Raw genomic sequence first — 16,665 nt, 5'->3', positions numbered from 1 at the left:
CGCCGCACAGGCTCAGTTGCTTCAGGTCCACGTACCCTCCCAGGTGCGCGTAGCGCGTCGATGGATCGGCAGCCGTTGCCTGGAGGGCCGCGGCCAGCATGGCTGCAGCCTAGGCGCGCGAAGCTGTCATCGACCTGTCGGTGGGAATGGGAAATCGGGAATGGGGACTAGGAACGGCATTGCTCTCCGGATGCGCTAGGCTTCGGCAATTGCTCTTACCATTCCCGATTATCCATTCCCGATTCCCGGCCCGAATGCGCCTTTTGCTAGTCGAGGACAACGCCGATCTGGCCGATGCGATCGTGCGGCGCATGCGCCGCAGCGGCCATGCGGTGGACTGGCAGAGCGATGGGCTCGGCGCGGCCAGCGTGCTGCGCTACCAGAGCTTCGACCTGGTGGTGCTGGACATCGGCCTGCCCGGGCTCGACGGGTTGCGCGTGCTGGCCGGGCTGCGCGAGCGCGGCGACACCACGCCGGTGCTGATGCTGACCGCGCGCGACGGCATCGAGGACCGCGTGCAGGCGCTGGACGTGGGCGCCGACGACTATCTCGGCAAGCCGTTCGACTTCCGCGAGTTCGAGGCGCGCTGCCGCGTGCTGTTGCGGCGCAACCGCGGCAATGCCAGCGAGGTGGTGCAGCTGGGCGGCTTCGCCTTCGACAACGCCGCGCACCGGGTCACGCTCCACGGCACGGCGATCGAGCTGCCCAACCGCGAATACCGCCTGCTGGAGATCCTGATCGGCCGGCTCGGCCAGGTGGTGGGCAAGGACGAGATCGGCAACGGCCTGTTCGGCTTCGACGACGAGGCCGGCCCGAACGCGATCGAGCTGTACGTCGGCCGCCTGCGCAGGAAGCTGGCCGCCGCGCCGCTGCGCATCGTCACCGTGCGCGGGGTCGGCTACAAGCTGGAGCCGGCCGATGCCGCGGCGCCGGCGGATGCGGCCGATGACTGACGCCGCGCTGCCGGCGCCGTCGATCCGGCGCACGCTGCTGCTGTACCTGGGCGCGTTGTCGCTGCTCGGCGCGGTGGCGCTGTTCTTCCTCGCGCGCGACTACGGCCAGCGCGCGGCCAACCGCTCCTACGATCACCTGCTGGTGTCCTCGGCGCTGTCGATTGTCGACAGCGTGGCGCTGGTCGGCGGGCAGTGGCAGGTGGACCTGCCGTACGCATCGCTGGACCTGCTGGCGATGGCGCCGGAGGACCGGGTGTTCTACCGCGTGTTCGACGCGCGCGGCGCCACCATCACCGGCTATGACGACCTGCCGCGGGCGGCGGCGCTGCCGGCGGCCGACGCCGGCCCGGCGCTGTTCGACGCGGTCTACAGCGGCGAGCGCGTGCGCTTTGCGGTGGTGGCGCGGCGGGTGTCGTCGGCCTCGGCGCAGGGCGAGGTGTGGGTGCAGGTCGGGCAGACCCGGCGCGCGCGCGCGGCGCTGGCGCGCGACGTGGTGCTGCACGCGCTGGTCGCCATCGCGGTGCTGTCGCTGCTGTCGCTGGCGCTGGTATGGCTGGGCGTGTACAGGGCGCTGCGCCCGCTGCACAAGATCGAGCGCGACCTGTCGCGGCGCGAGCCGTCGGACCTGAAGCCGCTGGCGGTGGCCGCGCCGCAGGAACTGGACCAGATGGTGTCGGCGCTGAACCGCTTCATGGCGCGCCTGGCCGGCAGCAACGAAACCCTGCGCGCGTTCATGGCCGAGGCCGCGCACCAGATGCGCACGCCGCTGGCGGCGCTGCGCGCGCAGGCGCAGCTGGCGCTGGACGACGAGGACCCGCGCGACATGCGCCGCAGCCTGGATACGATCGAGCGCAACGCCACCCACATGAGCCGGCTGCTCAACCAGCTGCTCAGCGATGCCAGCGTGATCCACCGCGCCAACCTGCAACGCTACGCCACCGTCGACCTGGCCGAGACCGTGCACCAGGCGCTGCACGAGGCGCTGCCGCAGTCCGAGCCGCGCCCGCGCGTGCAACTGGCCATCGCCGGCGAACCGGCCCTGGTGCGCGGCGATGCGCTGCTGCTGCGCGAGGCGATCAAGAACCTGATCGACAACGCCTGCAAGTACGGCGGCCAGGCGCCGCTGCAGGTGGCGCTGACCTGCGAGGCGCGCGAATGCGTGGTCACCGTCGCCGACCACGGCCCGGGCATCGCCGCTGCCGATGCCGAACGCGTGTTCGAACGCTTCGCGCGCGGCGAGGGCGCCGCGCCGGGCGGCGCCGGGCTCGGCCTGGCCATCGTCAAGCGCGTGGTGGACAGCCACGGCGGCCGCATCGATCTGTCCAACCGCGTCGGCGGCGGGTTGATCGCCACCCTGCGTCTGCCTAGGCTGCACCCATGAACGCATTCGCCACGTTGCGCCGTTTCGTCCTGCTGCTGGCCTGCGGCGTGGCCGGCGGCGCCTGCGCCGCGCCGGGCGACGTGCAGCGTTTCCCGGCCAAGGGCGCGGCCACCGCGCAGCTGCGCATCCAGGGCTCCACCGACAGCGAGGTGTTCGCCGCCGTCGTCGCCGATTACCAGCGGCTGTATCCGCGCACCGAAGTGATCTACGAGGACGTGATCGCCTGGGACATGTACGAACGCTACGTGCATCCGCGCCCCGGCAGCCAGCGCGCCGACATGCTGATCAGCGCCAGCATGGACCTGCAGACCAAGCTGGTGAACGACGGCCACGCGCTGGCACACCGTTCGCCGCAGACCGAGGCGCTGCCTGCATGGGCGCAATGGCGCCACGAGGTGTTCGGCATCAGCTACGAGCCGGTGGCGATCGTCTACAACAAGGCGCGGTTGCCGGCGGCGCAGGTGCCGCGCACCCGCGGCCAGCTGCTGGAACTGCTGCGCGCGCCGGGCGCGCCGCTGCGCGGCCGGGTCGGGACCTACGACGTGGAGCGCAGCGGCGTGGGCTACCTGTTCGCGACCCAGGACGGCCAGCTCGGCAGCATGGCCGGCGCGCTGCTGGCCGCGCTCGGCGACAACCACGTGCAGCTGGAGGAGCGCACCGGCGTGCTGCTCGACCGGGTCAGCCGCGGCGAGCTGCTGCTGGCGTACAACGTGCTGGGGTCCTACGCGCAGGCGCGCATCGACGCCGGCGCGCCGCTGGCGATCGTGCAGCCGGAGGACTACACGCTGGTGGCGCTGCGCACCGCGGTGATCCCGCGCGATACGCCGCATGCCGCCGAAGCGCGCCGCTTCCTGGACTACCTGCTGTCGCCGCGCGGGCAGCAGGTGCTGTCGCGCGAGGCGCGGCTCAAACCGATCCTGCCGGTGCACGGCCGCTACGGCGGCGTGGCCACCACCTCGTTCCGCCCGATCGCGCTCGGGCCGGGGCTGCTGGTCTACCTGGACGCACTCAAGCGCCGCCAGTTCCTCGAGGCGTGGCGCAGCAGCATGAAGCGGGCACCTTAGGGCCTGTTGACGCTATCGGGACAGGCCACGTTGCCATATCCGGGTCCAGGCGGTCGTGCGTGCGCCGCGGCAGGCTGGCCGCCTGTCCAAGCCGCACACGGCAACCCGCAGGACCGCGCTTGGGCGCGCACGGGCGGCGTCATCGTTCGGTCGCTTAGCGGCATACGCTCCCTCGCTCTTGCTCGCCCCGCACGCCCCCAAGCACGGCGTGGCCTATCCCGATAGCGTCAACAGGCCCTGGCGCAGGCGCTGCGCGCGCACCCCGCAGCGCGGCACCAGCGGTTCAGCGCGGGAAGCGCGGCGGCTGCGCGGTGGAATGCAGGATGCGCACGCTGTCGCCGAGCCGCTGCGGGTCGCCGCCGGCCAGCAGCGCGTGCAGCCGCGGCCGGTCCGGCGCCGGGCCGGCCGCCAGCCCCACCCAGGCGTCCTTGCCGGCGGCCTTGGCCGCGTACAGGCAGCGGTCGGCCAGGCCGACGCTCTGTTCCCAGTCGCCGAGCGTCGGCCACGCGGCGGCGAACGGCCACGGCGTGAACCCGATCGAGCAGGTCGGCGCCGGCTCGCGCGCGTCCAGCGCCAGGCGCCGCGCGGCCACCGACGCGCGCAGCCGTTCGGCCAGCGCCTCGGCGGCCTCAGCGCTGGCCAGCCGTGTCACCAGCAGGAACTCCTCCCCGCCCCAGCGCACCAGCAGGTCGTCTTCGCCGCTCAGCGCGCGCAGGCTGTCGGCGAACTGCATCAGCGCCTTGTCGCCGGCCTGGTGGCCATAGTCGTCGTTGATGCGCTTGAAGTTGTCCACGTCGATCATGAAGAAGTACAGCGCCTCGTGGCCGCCGCCGTCCAGCTGCGCGAGCAGCCGCGGGCACTCGCGCGCCAGCCAGTCCTGCAGTTCGCGGCGGTTGGCGACGCGGGTCAGCGGGTCCAGGCGCGTGGCCGCCTCCAGCTGCGCGTTGCTGAGCAGCAGGCGCTGGTTGGCGCGTTCGAGCTGGGCGGTACGCTCGGCCACGGTGAGGTTGAGCAGTTCCACCATCTCGCGTTCGCGGTTGACCGTGCGGCGCACGCGGTGGATCGCCAGGCCCAGCGCCAGCAGGCCCAGCAGCGCGTAGCCGGCGTAGGCGAACGGATGCCGCCACGGCGGCGGGCGGATCACGATCGCCAGCGTGCGCGAGGCGCCGAACTGGCCGTCGCGGCCCGCCGCCTGCACCTGCAGCGTGTAGCGGTCCGGCGGCAGGTGGCTGACCGAGAACTCGCTGTGCGCGCTCTGCGGATAGATCCAGCCCTTCTGCAGGCCGTCCATGCGGTAGCGCAGCCGCGCCGCGCCGGGGGCGGTGAAGTCGATCGCGGTCATGCCCACGGTGAACACGTTGTCGCGGTAGTCCAGCGCGATGTCCCGGGTGTAGACCACGTCCGTTTGCGGCGGCGCGTCGCGCGGGCGTTCGCCGGCGTCGAGCACGCGCAGCTCGGTCAGCACCGCGCGTGCCGGCGCGCTGCGCAGCGGCAGGCGGGTCGGATCGATCACGTCCACGCCCTGGGTGCCGCCGAAGTACAGCAGGCCCTGGGCGTCGCGGTAGCCGCGGCCGCTGTTGAATTCCTGGTTGTGCAGGCCGTCGCGGCGGCCCAGGTTCTGCACGATGCGCGTGGCCGGGTCGAGCACGCTCAGGCCGTTGTTGGTGCTCAGCCACAGCCGCCCCAGCGGATCGGGCAGGATGGTGTAGACGACGTTGCTGCCCAGGCCTTCGCGGTCGGTGTAGCGCAGCGACACGTCGCGCCTGAGATCGACCTGGTACAGGCCGCCGGAGAACGTGCCCACCCACAGCGTGCGGTCCTTCTCGTACAGCGACCACACCGACTTGTACAGCCCGGCGCCGCCGGGCCGGTAGGGCTCAGCGGGGCGGTCGCCGCGAATGCGCCACAGCCCGCAGTCGTTGCAGCCGACCCACAGCGTGCCGGCCGAGTCGCGGTACACCCGGGTCAGCAGGCGCCCGGCCAGCGGCGCCAGCCGCCGGTCCTCGCGCACGCGCCCGTCCACCACCCGCGCCAGGCCCTTGCGCGTGGCCACCCACACGGTGTCGCCCTCGACCAGCAGGTCGTCCACGTGCTCGTCGGGCAGGCCCTCGAGCCGGGTCAGCGCGCCGTTGCCGGCCAGGTGCCAGACCCCGTGCCGGGTGCCCAGCCACCAGCCGTCGCGGTCGCCGCCGATGGCGCGCACCGCGCGCGTGGCCAGCGCCGCGGGCAGGCGCCACGGCGCGCGTTCGCGCTCGCGCAGCAACAGCCCCTGGTCGGTGCCGACCAGCAGGCGCTCGCCGTCGCCCCACAGGCTGCGCACGCTGGAACTGGGCCAGTGGCCGATGTCGCTCAGCGCCTTGTCGCCGTTGCGGATCACCGACGACAGCGGGCGCACCCGGTACAGCCCGGAGGTATAGGTGCCGATCCACCACGGGCCGTTGCCGTCCTGGTGGAAGCGCAGGATGCCGCTGCGCGGCGGGTGGTCGAAGCTCAGCCGCTGCGGCGCCGCGCCGCCCGGTTCCAACTGGGTCACCGTGCCGTCGACGAAGCCGGACAGGATCCGTCCGTCGGCCAGGCGGATCAGCGCGCTCAGGTCGTGGTCGCCGGCCAGCAGCTGGCGCGTCGTCCAGCGTCCGAGCACCCGGCCGTGCGCGTCCAGCCGGAACAGGCCGGCGCCGGCGGACGCCAGCCACAGGCCTTCCGGCCCGGACTGCAGCGCCACGCATTCGTCGATGCCCGGCGGCGCAGCCAGGGCCTGGCGTCCGGTGGCGCCGAGCTTCCACAGCCGGCAGCGGCGGTCCAGCGCCACCGCGCCGCGGCCGCCAGGCAGCCACGCCATGCCCACCACCGGCGCATCGCCGCCCAGCGGCGTCACCCGGCGCACGGCGGCGTCGACGCGGTCGATGCCGCGCTCGGTTCCCAGCCATGCGCCGCCGCGCGGGTCGACCAGGATGTGGCTCACCCGGTCGTGCGAGAGCCCGTCGGCCACGCCCAGCCGGTGCCGCCGCCAGCTGGCCAGCTCGATCACCTCCAGGCCGGCGTCGTCGGTGCCCAGCCACAGCCGCGAGCCGCGCGCCTCGAACGCCAGGCTGTCGATGCTGCTGCTGGCCAGGCTCTGCCGCTCGTCCGGGTTCAGTTCGTGGCGATAGACGCGGAAATGATGCCCGTCGAAGCGGTTCAGGCCGTCCTGGGTGGCCACCCACAGAAAGCCCTGGTCGTCGCTCTGCATCGCGCTGATCGACAGCTGCGACAGGCCCGCGTCCAGGCCGAAATGCTCCAGGCTGCGCGGCAGCGCGGTGTCCGCCTGCGGCGATGGTGACGGCGGCGCGGCCACGGCGATGCCCGGCGCCAGCAGCGCCAGCACCGCGCACAGGCGCCCAGCAGGCCGCCAGCCATCCAGGAGAGTCGACAGGATCGAGGTCACATCCCGCTATCGGCCGCGCAACGGCATCGCTTTAATGGCGGCGCTCGGCGCGCGCGGGTGCGCCGCGGCAGAGGATCGCCGGCGCAGCGCCGGCCCGCGCATGCCAGACTGTAGCCATGGATGCGCCCACGATCCTCGTCGCCGACGACCACCCCCTGTTCCGCGCCGCGGTGCTGCACGCGCTGCGCCAGGCGCTGCCGCGCGCGAGGGTGACCGAGGCGTCCAGCGCCGCCACGCTGGACGCGGCGCTGGCCGCGCAGCCCGACGCCGACCTGGTCCTGCTGGACCTGGCGATGCCGGGCGCGCGCGGCTTCTCGGCGCTGCTGCACGTGCGCGGCGAACGCCCGGACGTGCCGGTGGTGGTGATCTCCTCCAACGACCATCCGCGGGTGATCCGCCGCGCGCAGCAGTTCGGCGCGGCCGGTTTCATTCCCAAGTCCTCGCCGGCCGAGACCATCGGCATCGCGGTGGCGGCGGTGCTCGATGGCGGCACTTGGTTCCCGCCGCTGACCGCGGCGCGTTCGGAAGCCGACGCGCAGCTGGCGGCGCGGCTGGCGCAGCTGACCCCGCAGCAGTTCCGCGTGCTGCTGTGCCTGGCCGACGGCCTGCTCAACAAGCAGATCGCCTACGAGCTGGGCCTGGCCGAGAACACCGTGAAGGTTCACGTGACCGCCATCCTGAAGAAACTCGAATGTCACAGTCGCACGCAGGCCGCGGTGCTGGTCAAGGCGCTGGAGCCGGAAGGCGAGGCCTGAGCGCCGGCGCCATTTTCCGCAGCGCGCGGATACGCGATGCTATGCACCTATGCCCGCGCTTCCTGCGGGCGGAAAGGACCCCCGGACCATGCCCATCCGCAACGAGCAGATCACCCACTACCCGTTCTTGCAGGAAATGCTTGACGACGACTATTTCCCTTCCTTCCTGGTCGGCAAGGGCCAGAAGATCCTGCGCCGGCTGTGCGAGACGATCGAGGAGCAGGCCCCGGACAGCCTGGACGCGCTGTACCGGCTGACCCATGCGGCCACCGAAGAGTTCAACGCGCTGGCGCTGGAATTCGAGGCGCACGACAGCGAGATCGAGACCGCCGCGCGCGACAACATCGGCGTGGACTTCCTGCACATCGCCAAGGTCTACGGCTTCGAAGACGCCGACGGCGAGGAACTGATCGCGCCGCGCGAGTGGTGAGCGGGGCGGTCGGGTGCCGCCGGCCTGATGGGGTACGGGGCGAAGCCTCGCGCGCCCGAACCCCGCGCGACGCCCGGACCCTCACCCCAACCCCTCTCCCGGTGGGAGAGGGGCTAGCGCCGCCAGGCTGTTCCCTTCTCCCATCGGGAGAAGGTGGCCCGCAGGGCCGGATGAGGGTACGGGCGAAGCCTCGCGCACCCAAACCGGCGTGATTCGTCCGGACCCTCACCCCAACCCCTCTCCCGGTGGGAGAGGGGCTAAAGCGCGCCGGGCCGTTCCCTTCTCCCATCGGGAGAAGGTGGCCCGAAGGGCCGGATGAGGGTGCGGCGAAGCCTCGCGCACCCGACCCCCGCGCGACGCTCGGACCCTCACCCCAACCCCTCTCCCGATGGGAGAGGGGCTAGAGCCGCCAGCTATTCCCTTCTCAGGGCAAGAGAAGCTCAACCGCGGCGCAGCAGCATCTGCGTCATCAGCGCGCGCAAGGCCGGCGCGCGTACCGGCTTGGACAGGAAGCCCCAGCCGGCATCCTGCGCCTGCTGCCGCAGCGCGTCGTCGCGCTCGGCGGTGACCAGGATCACCCGCGGTTCGTAGCCCCAGCGCGCGCACAGCAGCGGGTACAGCGACGGGCCGTCGCGCTGGCCCATGCGCACGTCCAGCAGCACCATCTCCGGCGCCTGGCCGGGTTGCGCGGCGGCCAGCGCCTCGTCGGGGCCGGCGGCGAACTCCACCCGGCACGCCCAGCGTTCGAGCAACGCGCGGCTGGCGTCGCACACGCGCGGGTCGTCGTCGATGCACCACACCCGGCAGCCGTGCAGGATCGGGTCGTCGCCGTTGTCGCTGGCCACCGCGGTCGGCGCGCGCACCTGCGCCGCCGCGTCGGCGTCGCCCAGCGGCACCGTCACCGCGAACACGCTGCCGCGGCCGAGCCGCGAGCGCAGGCCGATGCGATGGCCGAGCAGGCGGCCGATGCGCTCGACGATCGCCAGGCCCAGCCCGGCGCCGCGGTCCTGGGTCACGCCATCGTCGAGGCGGCGGAACTCCTCGAAGATCTCCTGCTGCAACGCCTCGGGAATGCCCGGGCCCTGGTCGTGCACCTCGATGCGCAGGTGGTCGCCGTCGCGGCGGCAGCCGATCAGCACGTGGCCGCGCGCGGTGTAGCGCACCGCGTTGGACAGGAAGTTCTGCAGGATGCGCCGCAGCAGGGTCTCGTCGCTGCGCACCGCCGCGCGCGTGGCCACGTGGTCCAGGCGCAGGCCGCGGTCCTCGGCGACGATGCCGAACTCGTGCGCCAGGGTCTGCAGCAGCGGGCCGAGCGGGAAGTCGCACACCTGCGTCTTCAGCGTGCCCGATTCCAGCCGCGAGATGTCCAGCAGGCTGTTGAGGATCGCGTCCTGCGCGGCGAGCGCGTTGTCGACGTGGTCGGCGATCTGGCGCGCGTCGGGCTCGGCCAGCTTGCCGCGCAGCGCCGAGACGAACATGCGCGCGGCATTGAGCGGCTGCAGCAGGTCGTGCACCGCCGAGGCGACGAAGCGGGTCTTGTAGCGGTTGGCGTTCTCGGCCTCGCGCTTGGCATCGGCCAGGTCGCGGGTGCGTTCGGCGACGCGGTGCTCGAGCGCGTCGGCCAGCGAGCGCAATTCGCGCGCGGCGTTCTTGTAGCTGGTGATGTCGGCGTAGCTGGTGACGAAGCCGCCGTCGGGCAGCGGATTGCCGCGGATCTCCAGCACCGTGCCGTCGTCCTTCTCGCTCTCGCGCATGTGCGGGCGGCCGCTGCGCAGATGCTCCAGGCGGCGCTGGATCGCCGCTTCCACCGGGCCGGGGCCGAGCAGGCCGCGGCGCGCGTTGTAGCGGAACACGTCCTCGATCGGGCGGCCGACGCGGATCAGCTCGGGCGGGAAGCGGAAGATCTCCAGGTAGCGCGAATTCCACGCCACCAGCCGCAGCTGCGCGTCGATGATCACCACCCCTTGCGGCAGGTGTTCCAGGCTGCGGCTGAGGCCGGTGTCGGCCTGCTGCGCCGCCTGCACGATGCCGTCCTGCGCGCTGCGCAGTTCCTGCGCGTGGTGCTGCAGCAGCGATTCCAGCTCGTCGCGGCTGCGCTGGCGCAGCTGCGCCAGGCGCCGGCGTTGCTGGAACAGCAGCGCCAGGAACACCAGCGCCAGCCAGATGCCGGCCGCCGCCAGCGCCGCGGCGCGCCCGGCCGCGCGGCTGCCGCCGACGTCGTGCAGCAGGTGCAGCCGCCAGCCGCTCTCCGGCAGCGCCGCGCTCTGCCACAGCAACGGCGCCGGGTGCGCCGGCGCCGCCACGCGCATCACCTCGCCGCCGTCCTCCAGCGTCTCCACGGTGCGGCGTTGCGCCGGCAGCAGGGTCTGGCTGGCGTACTGGCGCGTGGCCAGCAGTTCGGCGCGCTCGTGCGCGCTGAGCGGCTGCAGCTGCCGGTAGCGCCAGGCGTCGCGGCTGGACAGGAACACCACGCCATGGCGATCGCTGACCAGCACCACGTCGGGCACGCGCAGCCACTCGCGTTCCAGCGCCGCCAGTTCGATCTTGATCACGATCACGCCGAGCGGCTGGCCGCGTTCGTCGACGATCGCCTGCGACAGGAAATAGCCGGGCACGCCGGTGGTCATGCCGATGCCGTAGAAGCGGCCGCTGCCCTGCGCCAGCGCCTGTTTCACGTACGGGCGGAAACTGTAGTCGGCGCCGACGTTGCTGCTGGCCAGGCGCCAGTTGCTGGCGGCCAGGGCGACGCCGCGGCGGTCGATCAGGGTCAGGGTCGAGGAGCGGGTGACGTCGTTGGCCCGTTCCAGCTTGAGATTCAGCCGCTGGTGGTCGGCCGCGTCCAGCGGCCGGGTCAGCGCGGCGCGCAGCTCCGGATCCAGCGCCAGCACCTGCGGCAGCGTGCGATAGCGGTCGATGCGCTGCTGCAGCGTCTGTGCGTACAGGTCCAGTTGCTGGCGCAGCTGCCGGCTCTCGGCGCGCAGCGCGCGTTGCTCGGCGATGCGGCCGGCCGACAGCATCGCCAGGGCCATGCCGCCGAGCACGACGATCAGGAGCAGGGCGAGGCGGCGAAAGCGCGAGGCGGGATGCATGCGGCAGGCGGTCCGGACGGTAGCGGATCAGCTTAGGGCCTGCTGGCGCCATTGGACACGGCACGCGGCCGGTTCCGATGGCGCCAGCAGGCCCTTGGCTGCCGCGCGGATCGCGTGCATCGCAGCGCCGCCACGACGATGTGTCGGGGCGGCGCGGCGTCGGCGCTGGATCAGAACTGGACCTGGGCGCGCAGTTCCACCGCCTTGGGCTTGGTGCGCACGCCGCCGCGCTCGGCATCGGCGCGCACGTAGTTGGCCTGGAACTTGAAGTGGCTGGTCAGGTACCAGTTGGCGCCCAGGGTCCAGTTGCGCTCGTTGCCGCCCTGGATGCTGCCGTCGTCCAGGTCCAGGCGGCTGTAGCGGGCCAGCAGCTCGACCGCACCGTAGGCGTTGGCCGGCTTGACGTTGGCCACGTTGCCGGCGCTGTACGGACGCGACTCGCCGGTCACCACCCAGCTGCCGAAGATGTACTGGCCGTCGGCGGTGTAGTCCGGCAGGCCGTTTTCGCGGCTGACGTCGGCGCGCAGCGCTTCGGCCTGCACCGAGAACGGGCCCTTGATCCAGATGCCTTCCAGGCCGGTACGCACCACCTTGTCGACGTTGACCAGGGTGCCCGAATCGATCAGGCGCACGTCGGTGAGGCCGGCTTCCGGACGCGCGCGCAGGCGCGTGCGCGGGCTGAAGCTCACGTCCAGGCCGTTGTGGTAGCCGCGCGGGTTCTCCACCGAGGTGGCGATGCCCAGGTGCAGCACGTCGCCCTCGGCCTTGACCGGGGTCCACACGCCGCGCACCGCCTGGGTGGTGCCGGGGTTGTCGCCCTGCAGGTCCTTGCCGCCGTACGCGCCGGCCTGCAACAGGTACTGCGGACGCTCGAAGGTCCATTCCACGCCGGTGCGGCGGCCCTGGTAGATCGCCTGGATCGGCAGCGCGGTCTCCAGGAAGCTGTCGGCGCGCGAACTGGTCACGCCTTCCAGGCCCACCGGAACCTTGATGTAGCCCAGCCGCACCTTGCCGTAGTCGGCGCCGAACAGCGCCTTGGTCTCGAAGCGGAAGAACACGTCCAGCCACAGCTTGGACTGGAAGTCGAAGTACACCATCGCGTCGTACACGCCCTTCTTCTTCAGCGTGGCGCCGAATTCCTTGCGGCGGAAATCGTCGTCGTCCTCCAGGCGCGGATCGTCGGAGAAGTTGTTCCAGTCGTAGCCGTAGTTGCCGGTGAGGGCCAGTTCGGTGCCGTCGTCGAAGGCGACCTTGGTCGGCCAGTCGTCGAAGCCGGCAGCGGCGGCGGGCGCGGCGGTCAGGCACAGCGCGGCGAAGAGAAGGGTATGGCGCATGGTGTCGGTATCTTCTTGATAGGGAATAAACCGCGTGGCCTTGGGCGTGCATGGGTCAAGGCAGGCGCGGGCACTACATCGTCCGTTCCAGGTCCACGCCGAAAAACGGGCGTGGTCGCAGGCGCATCGCCGTCAAACGATCCCGCCTGTAACAATAGCGGGCGGATCCGGCGCATCTTTAAGCGTGGCGCGGGCCGCTTCCCTGAATGCGCCGGACATCTCTGTTTGCGGACGGTACGCAACGGCGGTGTCGCAAGGCCCTCCCCGCGACCGGCCGGCGCCGCGTACCACTCCCTCGTGGACGTGCCGGCACACTGTAACTGCGCAACAGGCACCGGTGACAGGGGACTAGTACCAATAGGTTATCTGCTTAGAACGGGACGCAGAGTACAAAAGGCGCCATCCCGGGGCCTGCAACAGGCCCCGGCCGTCTCGTCCCCGGAGCCGCTCTCCATGCATATTCCTACTCCCGTCAGCCCCGTCGCGCGCCACGTGCCGTTCTACCGGCAGCTGTATTTCCAGGTGGTGGTCGCCATCGTGCTTGGCGCGGTGCTCGGCCACTTCGAGCCGGCCTTTGCCGAAAGCCTCAAGCCGCTGGGCGATGCGTTCATCAAGCTGGTGAAGATGATCATCGCGCCGGTGATCTTCCTGACCATCGTCACCGGCATCGCCGGCATGACCCACCTGAAGACGGTGGGCCGGGTGTTCGCCAAGGCGATGGTGTACTTCCTGTTCTTCTCCACGCTGGCGCTGGTCGTCGGCATGGTCGTCGCGCACGTGGTGCAGCCCGGCGCCGGCATGAACATCAACCCGGCCGACCTGGACCAGAGCGCGGTGCACAGCTACGTGGAGAAGTCGCACGAGCTGACCCTGGTCGGCTTTTTGATGGACATCATCCCCAAGACCCTGCTCAGCCCGTTCGTCGGCGACAACATCCTGCAGGTGCTGTTCGTGGCGGTGCTGTTCGGCGTGGCGCTGGCGCTGGCCGGCGACCGCGGCAAGCCGGTGCTGAACCTGCTGGAGTCGCTGACCGCGCCGGTGTTCAAGCTGGTGCACCTCCTGATGCGGGCCGCGCCGATCGGCGCGTTCGGCGCGATCGCCTTCACCATCGGCAAGTACGGCGTGGAATCGCTGATCAACCTGGCCTGGCTGGTGGGTTCGTTCTACGTCACCGCGCTGCTGTTCGTGCTGGTGATCCTGGGCGCGGTGTCGCGCCTGTGCGGCTTCTCGATCCTCAAGCTGATCCGCTACCTGAAGGCCGAGCTGCTGCTGGTGCTCGGCACCTCCTCGTCCGAATCGGCGCTGCCGTCGCTGATGGAGAAGATGGAGAAGGCCGGCTGCGAGAAGTCGGTGGTGGGCCTGGTGGTCCCGACCGGCTATTCGTTCAACCTGGACGGCACCAACATCTACATGACCCTGGCCGCGCTGTTCATCGCCCAGGCCACCAACACCGAGCTGACCCTGGGCCACCAGATCGCGCTGCTGCTGGTGGCGATGCTCAGCTCCAAGGGCGCGGCCGGCGTGACCGGCGCCGGCTTCATCACCCTGGCGGCGACGCTGGCGGTGGTGCCGGAGGTGCCGGTGGCGGGCATGGCGCTGATCCTCGGCGTGGACCGCTTCATGAGCGAATGCCGCTCGCTGACCAACTTCATCGGCAACGCGGTGGCCACGGTGGTGGTGTCGCGCTGGGAGAACGCGCTGGACCGCGACCGCCTGCGCATTGCCCTGGACGGCGGCGAGGAGGCGCTGCCCCCGGTGGCGATCGAGTCCGCCGTCACCCGCTGATCCTGCCGCCACGCGACGCGCCGGCCTTGCCGGCGCGTCGTGTTCGCGCGTTCACGCACTCCGCGGCGACAGCCGCAAGACAGGCCCGGCCGCGGTCCAGGGGTTAGAATCCCGGTTCCCTCGCGCCTCCCGACTACAGAAGCCTCGATGTCAAACGAAGATTTCAAGCAGGCCGCCCTCGACTATCACCGCCAGCAGCCGCCGGGCAAGATCAAGGTGGCCGCGACCAAGCCGATGCTGACCCAGCGCGACCTGTCGCTGGCGTATTCGCCGGGCGTGGCGCATGCCTGCGAGGCCATCGTCGAAGACCCGAACCTGGCCAGCGAGCTGACCGCGCGCGGCAATCTGGTGGCGGTGATCACCAACGGCACCGCGGTGCTGGGCCTGGGCAACATCGGCCCGCTGGCGTCCAAGCCGGTGATGGAAGGCAAGGGCGTGCTGTTCCAGAAGTTCGCCGGCATCGACGTGTTCGACATCGAAATCAACGAGAACGATCCGGACAAGCTGGTCGACATCATCGCCAGTCTCGAGCCCACGTTCGGCGGCATCAACCTGGAAGACATCAAGGCGCCGGAGTGCTTCGTAGTCGAGCGCAAGCTGCGCGATCGGATGAACATCCCGGTGTTCCACGACGACCAGCACGGCACCGCGATCATCGTCGGTGCGGCGATCCTCAACGCGCTGGAGATCACCGGCAAGAAGATCGGCGAGGTCAGGCTGGCCACCACCGGCATGGGCGCGGCCGGCATCTCCTGCGTCAACATGCTGGTCTCGCTCGGGCTCAAGCCGGAGAACATCCTGGCCTTCGACCGCGACGGCGTGATCCACAGCGGCCGCACCGACCTGGACCCGGACAAGCAGCGCTATGCGCGCGACACCGACAAGCGCACGCTGGCCGAGATCGTCGAGGGCGCCGACATTTTCCTCGGCCTGTCGGCTGGCGGCATCCTCAAGCCGGAGATGGTGGCGACGATGGCGCCGCAGCCGGTGATCATGGCGCTGGCCAACCCGTATCCGGAGATCCTGCCCGAGGACGCCAAGCGCGTGCGCCCGGACTGCATCATCGGCACCGGCCGCTCGGACTATCCGAACCAGGTCAACAACGCGCTGTGCTTCCCGTACCTGTTCCGCGGCGCGCTGGACGTGGGCGCCACCGGCATCAACGAGGAAATGAAGATCGCCTGCGTCAAGGCGATCGCGGCGATGGCCCGGCGCGAGGCGTCCGACCTCGGCGCGGCCTACGGCGGCGAGATGCCCAGCTTCGGCCCGGAATACCTGATCCCGCGCCCGTTCGACCGGCGCCTGCTGGTGGACCTGTCCTCGGCGGTGGCGCAGGCGGCGATGGACTCGGGGGTGGCCACGCGGCCGATCGCCGACATGCGCGCCTACCGCGAGAAACTCGGCCAGTTCGTCTACCGCACCAGCCTGATGATGAAGCCGGTGTACGACCGCGCGCGCGCCGACAAGCAGCGCGTGGTCTACGCCGAGGGCGAGGAGGAAGTGGTGCTGGGCGCGGTGCAGACCGTGATCGACGAAGGCCTGGCGTCGCCGATCCTGATCGGCCGCCCGGACGTGATCGAGGCGCGCATCCAGCGCCTGGGCCTGCGCATGAAGGCCGGCGTGGACTTCGAGATCACCAACATCAACGACGATCCGCGCTTCAACGACTACTGGCAGTACTACCACGCGCTGACCGGGCGCCGCGGCGTCACCGTGGCGGCGGCCAAGAACCTGATGCGCTCGCGGCCGACGCTGATCGCCGCGGTGATGGTCGCGCGCGGCGAAGCCGACGCCATGCTCAGCGGCGTGGTCGGCCGCTTCCACAAGAAGCTGGGCTACGTGCGCAGCGTGATCCCGCTGGAGCCACGGGTCAGCTCGACCTCGGCGATGACCGGGGTGATCAACCAGCAGGGCGTGTTCTTCTTCCTCGACACCCACGTGCAGGACGACCCGACCGCCGAGCAGATCGCCGAGGCCACGCTGCAGGCGGCGTTCCGGATGAAGCTGTTCGGTATCGAGCCGAACATCGCGCTGCTGTCGCATTCCAACTTCGGCAGCCACGACTCGTGCGATGCGCTGAAGATGCGCCGGGTGCGCGAGCTGCTGCTCAAGCGCAATCCGCGCCTGAACGTGGATGGCGAGATGCAGGGCGACACCGCCTGGGACGAGGTGCTGCGGCAGAAGCTGCTGCCCAACAGCACGCTGAAGGGCCGCGCCAACCTGTTCGTGCTGCCGAACCTGGAAGCGGCCAACATCGCCTACAACCTGGTGCGGGTGTTCACCGAGGGCGTGGCGATCGGACCGATCCTGATGGGCATCTCCAAGCCGGTGCACATCCTCACCACCAGCGCCAGCCCGCGGCGGGTGATGAACATGACCGCGATCGCCGCGGTGGATGCGCAGATCCGCAAGCAGCTGGACGCGGAAAAGGCCGACTAGAGGAAGGTGCC

10 protein-coding genes are annotated in these 16,665 nt (G+C 71.0%); 7 read left to right on the top strand and 3 right to left on the bottom strand.

Annotated elements, in window-relative coordinates:
* Positions 1-254 precede the first annotated feature (254 nt).
* From JR065_RS15080 to JR065_RS15070, 3 genes are read left to right on the top strand one after another with little or no spacing between them, the layout of a single operon-like run.
* Positions 255-953, top strand: a complete 699-nt coding sequence (locus tag JR065_RS15080) for a response regulator transcription factor (protein WP_206235117.1) — start codon at positions 255-257, stop codon at positions 951-953.
* Positions 946-2,334: a sensor histidine kinase gene (locus tag JR065_RS15075; RefSeq protein WP_206235116.1), complete on the top strand. Its 1,389-nt coding sequence runs from the start codon at positions 946-948 to the stop codon at positions 2,332-2,334. The genes JR065_RS15080 and JR065_RS15075 overlap by 8 nt, the downstream gene beginning before the upstream one ends.
* Positions 2,331-3,398, top strand: coding sequence for an ABC transporter substrate-binding protein (locus JR065_RS15070; protein WP_206235115.1), 1,068 nt, complete (start codon positions 2,331-2,333; stop codon positions 3,396-3,398). Before JR065_RS15075 ends, JR065_RS15070 begins: the two co-directional genes overlap by 4 nt.
* A 283-nt stretch (positions 3,399-3,681) precedes the next feature.
* Here JR065_RS15070 and JR065_RS15065 read toward each other — a convergent pair whose 3' ends face one another.
* Positions 3,682-6,822: a diguanylate cyclase domain-containing protein gene (locus JR065_RS15065; protein ID WP_343237279.1), complete on the bottom strand. Its 3,141-nt coding sequence runs from the start codon at positions 6,820-6,822 to the stop codon at positions 3,682-3,684.
* 116 nt (positions 6,823-6,938) lie between these two features.
* On the opposite strand from JR065_RS15065, the gene JR065_RS15060 reads away from it, so the two are divergent.
* Complete coding sequence (locus JR065_RS15060; RefSeq protein ID WP_206235114.1) at positions 6,939-7,577, top strand: LuxR C-terminal-related transcriptional regulator; 639 nt, start codon at positions 6,939-6,941, stop codon at positions 7,575-7,577.
* An 88-nt stretch (positions 7,578-7,665) separates the two neighbouring features.
* Positions 7,666-8,007 (top strand): DUF5713 family protein, encoded by a 342-nt coding sequence (locus JR065_RS15055; protein WP_206235112.1) that lies wholly within the window; start codon positions 7,666-7,668, stop codon positions 8,005-8,007.
* A 440-nt stretch (positions 8,008-8,447) separates the two neighbouring features.
* On the opposite strand, the gene JR065_RS15050 is transcribed toward JR065_RS15055, so the two are convergent.
* Both JR065_RS15050 and JR065_RS15045 read right to left on the bottom strand, forming a co-directional pair.
* Positions 8,448-11,096, bottom strand: coding sequence for a hybrid sensor histidine kinase/response regulator (locus tag JR065_RS15050; RefSeq protein ID WP_206235111.1), 2,649 nt, complete (start codon positions 11,094-11,096; stop codon positions 8,448-8,450).
* 170 nt (positions 11,097-11,266) lie between these two features.
* Positions 11,267-12,430, bottom strand: a complete 1,164-nt coding sequence (locus tag JR065_RS15045; RefSeq protein ID WP_206235107.1) for an OprO/OprP family phosphate-selective porin — start codon at positions 12,428-12,430, stop codon at positions 11,267-11,269.
* A gap of 453 nt (positions 12,431-12,883) precedes the next feature.
* Here JR065_RS15045 and JR065_RS15040 point away from each other — a divergent pair, with 453 nt between their 5' ends.
* Together JR065_RS15040 and JR065_RS15035 are read left to right on the top strand one after the other, a co-directional pair.
* Positions 12,884-14,215, top strand: a complete 1,332-nt coding sequence (locus JR065_RS15040; RefSeq protein ID WP_206235106.1) for a dicarboxylate/amino acid:cation symporter — start codon at positions 12,884-12,886, stop codon at positions 14,213-14,215.
* Positions 14,216-14,362: 147 nt separating this feature from the next.
* Positions 14,363-16,654, top strand: a complete 2,292-nt coding sequence (locus JR065_RS15035; protein ID WP_206235105.1) for an NADP-dependent malic enzyme — start codon at positions 14,363-14,365, stop codon at positions 16,652-16,654.
* The last annotated feature ends 11 nt before the right edge of the window (positions 16,655-16,665 follow it).

The sequence above is a fragment of the Xanthomonas sp. genome (genome assembly GCF_017163755.1).
GTDB lineage: Bacteria > Pseudomonadota > Gammaproteobacteria > Xanthomonadales > Xanthomonadaceae > Xanthomonas_A.
Note: the sequence above shows the minus strand (reverse complement) of the source record. Positions and strands in the feature narration are given on the sequence as shown.

Bases quoted from the DNA above. Each gene is read 5' to 3' on its own strand.
- JR065_RS15045 (WP_206235107.1), bottom strand. From the start codon at position 12,430: ATGCGCCATACCCTTCTCTTCGCCGCGCTGTGCCTGACCGCCGCGCCC.
- JR065_RS15075 (WP_206235116.1), top strand. From the start codon at position 946: ATGACTGACGCCGCGCTGCCGGCGCCGTCGATCCGGCGCACGCTGCTG.
- JR065_RS15040 (WP_206235106.1), top strand. From the start codon at position 12,884: ATGCATATTCCTACTCCCGTCAGCCCCGTCGCGCGCCACGTGCCGTTC.
- JR065_RS15035 (WP_206235105.1), top strand. From the start codon at position 14,363: ATGTCAAACGAAGATTTCAAGCAGGCCGCCCTCGACTATCACCGCCAG.
- JR065_RS15060 (WP_206235114.1), top strand. From the start codon at position 6,939: ATGGATGCGCCCACGATCCTCGTCGCCGACGACCACCCCCTGTTCCGC.
- JR065_RS15070 (WP_206235115.1), top strand. From the start codon at position 2,331: ATGAACGCATTCGCCACGTTGCGCCGTTTCGTCCTGCTGCTGGCCTGC.
- JR065_RS15055 (WP_206235112.1), top strand. From the start codon at position 7,666: ATGCCCATCCGCAACGAGCAGATCACCCACTACCCGTTCTTGCAGGAA.
- JR065_RS15050 (WP_206235111.1), bottom strand. From the start codon at position 11,096: ATGCATCCCGCCTCGCGCTTTCGCCGCCTCGCCCTGCTCCTGATCGTC.
- JR065_RS15080 (WP_206235117.1), top strand. From the start codon at position 255: ATGCGCCTTTTGCTAGTCGAGGACAACGCCGATCTGGCCGATGCGATC.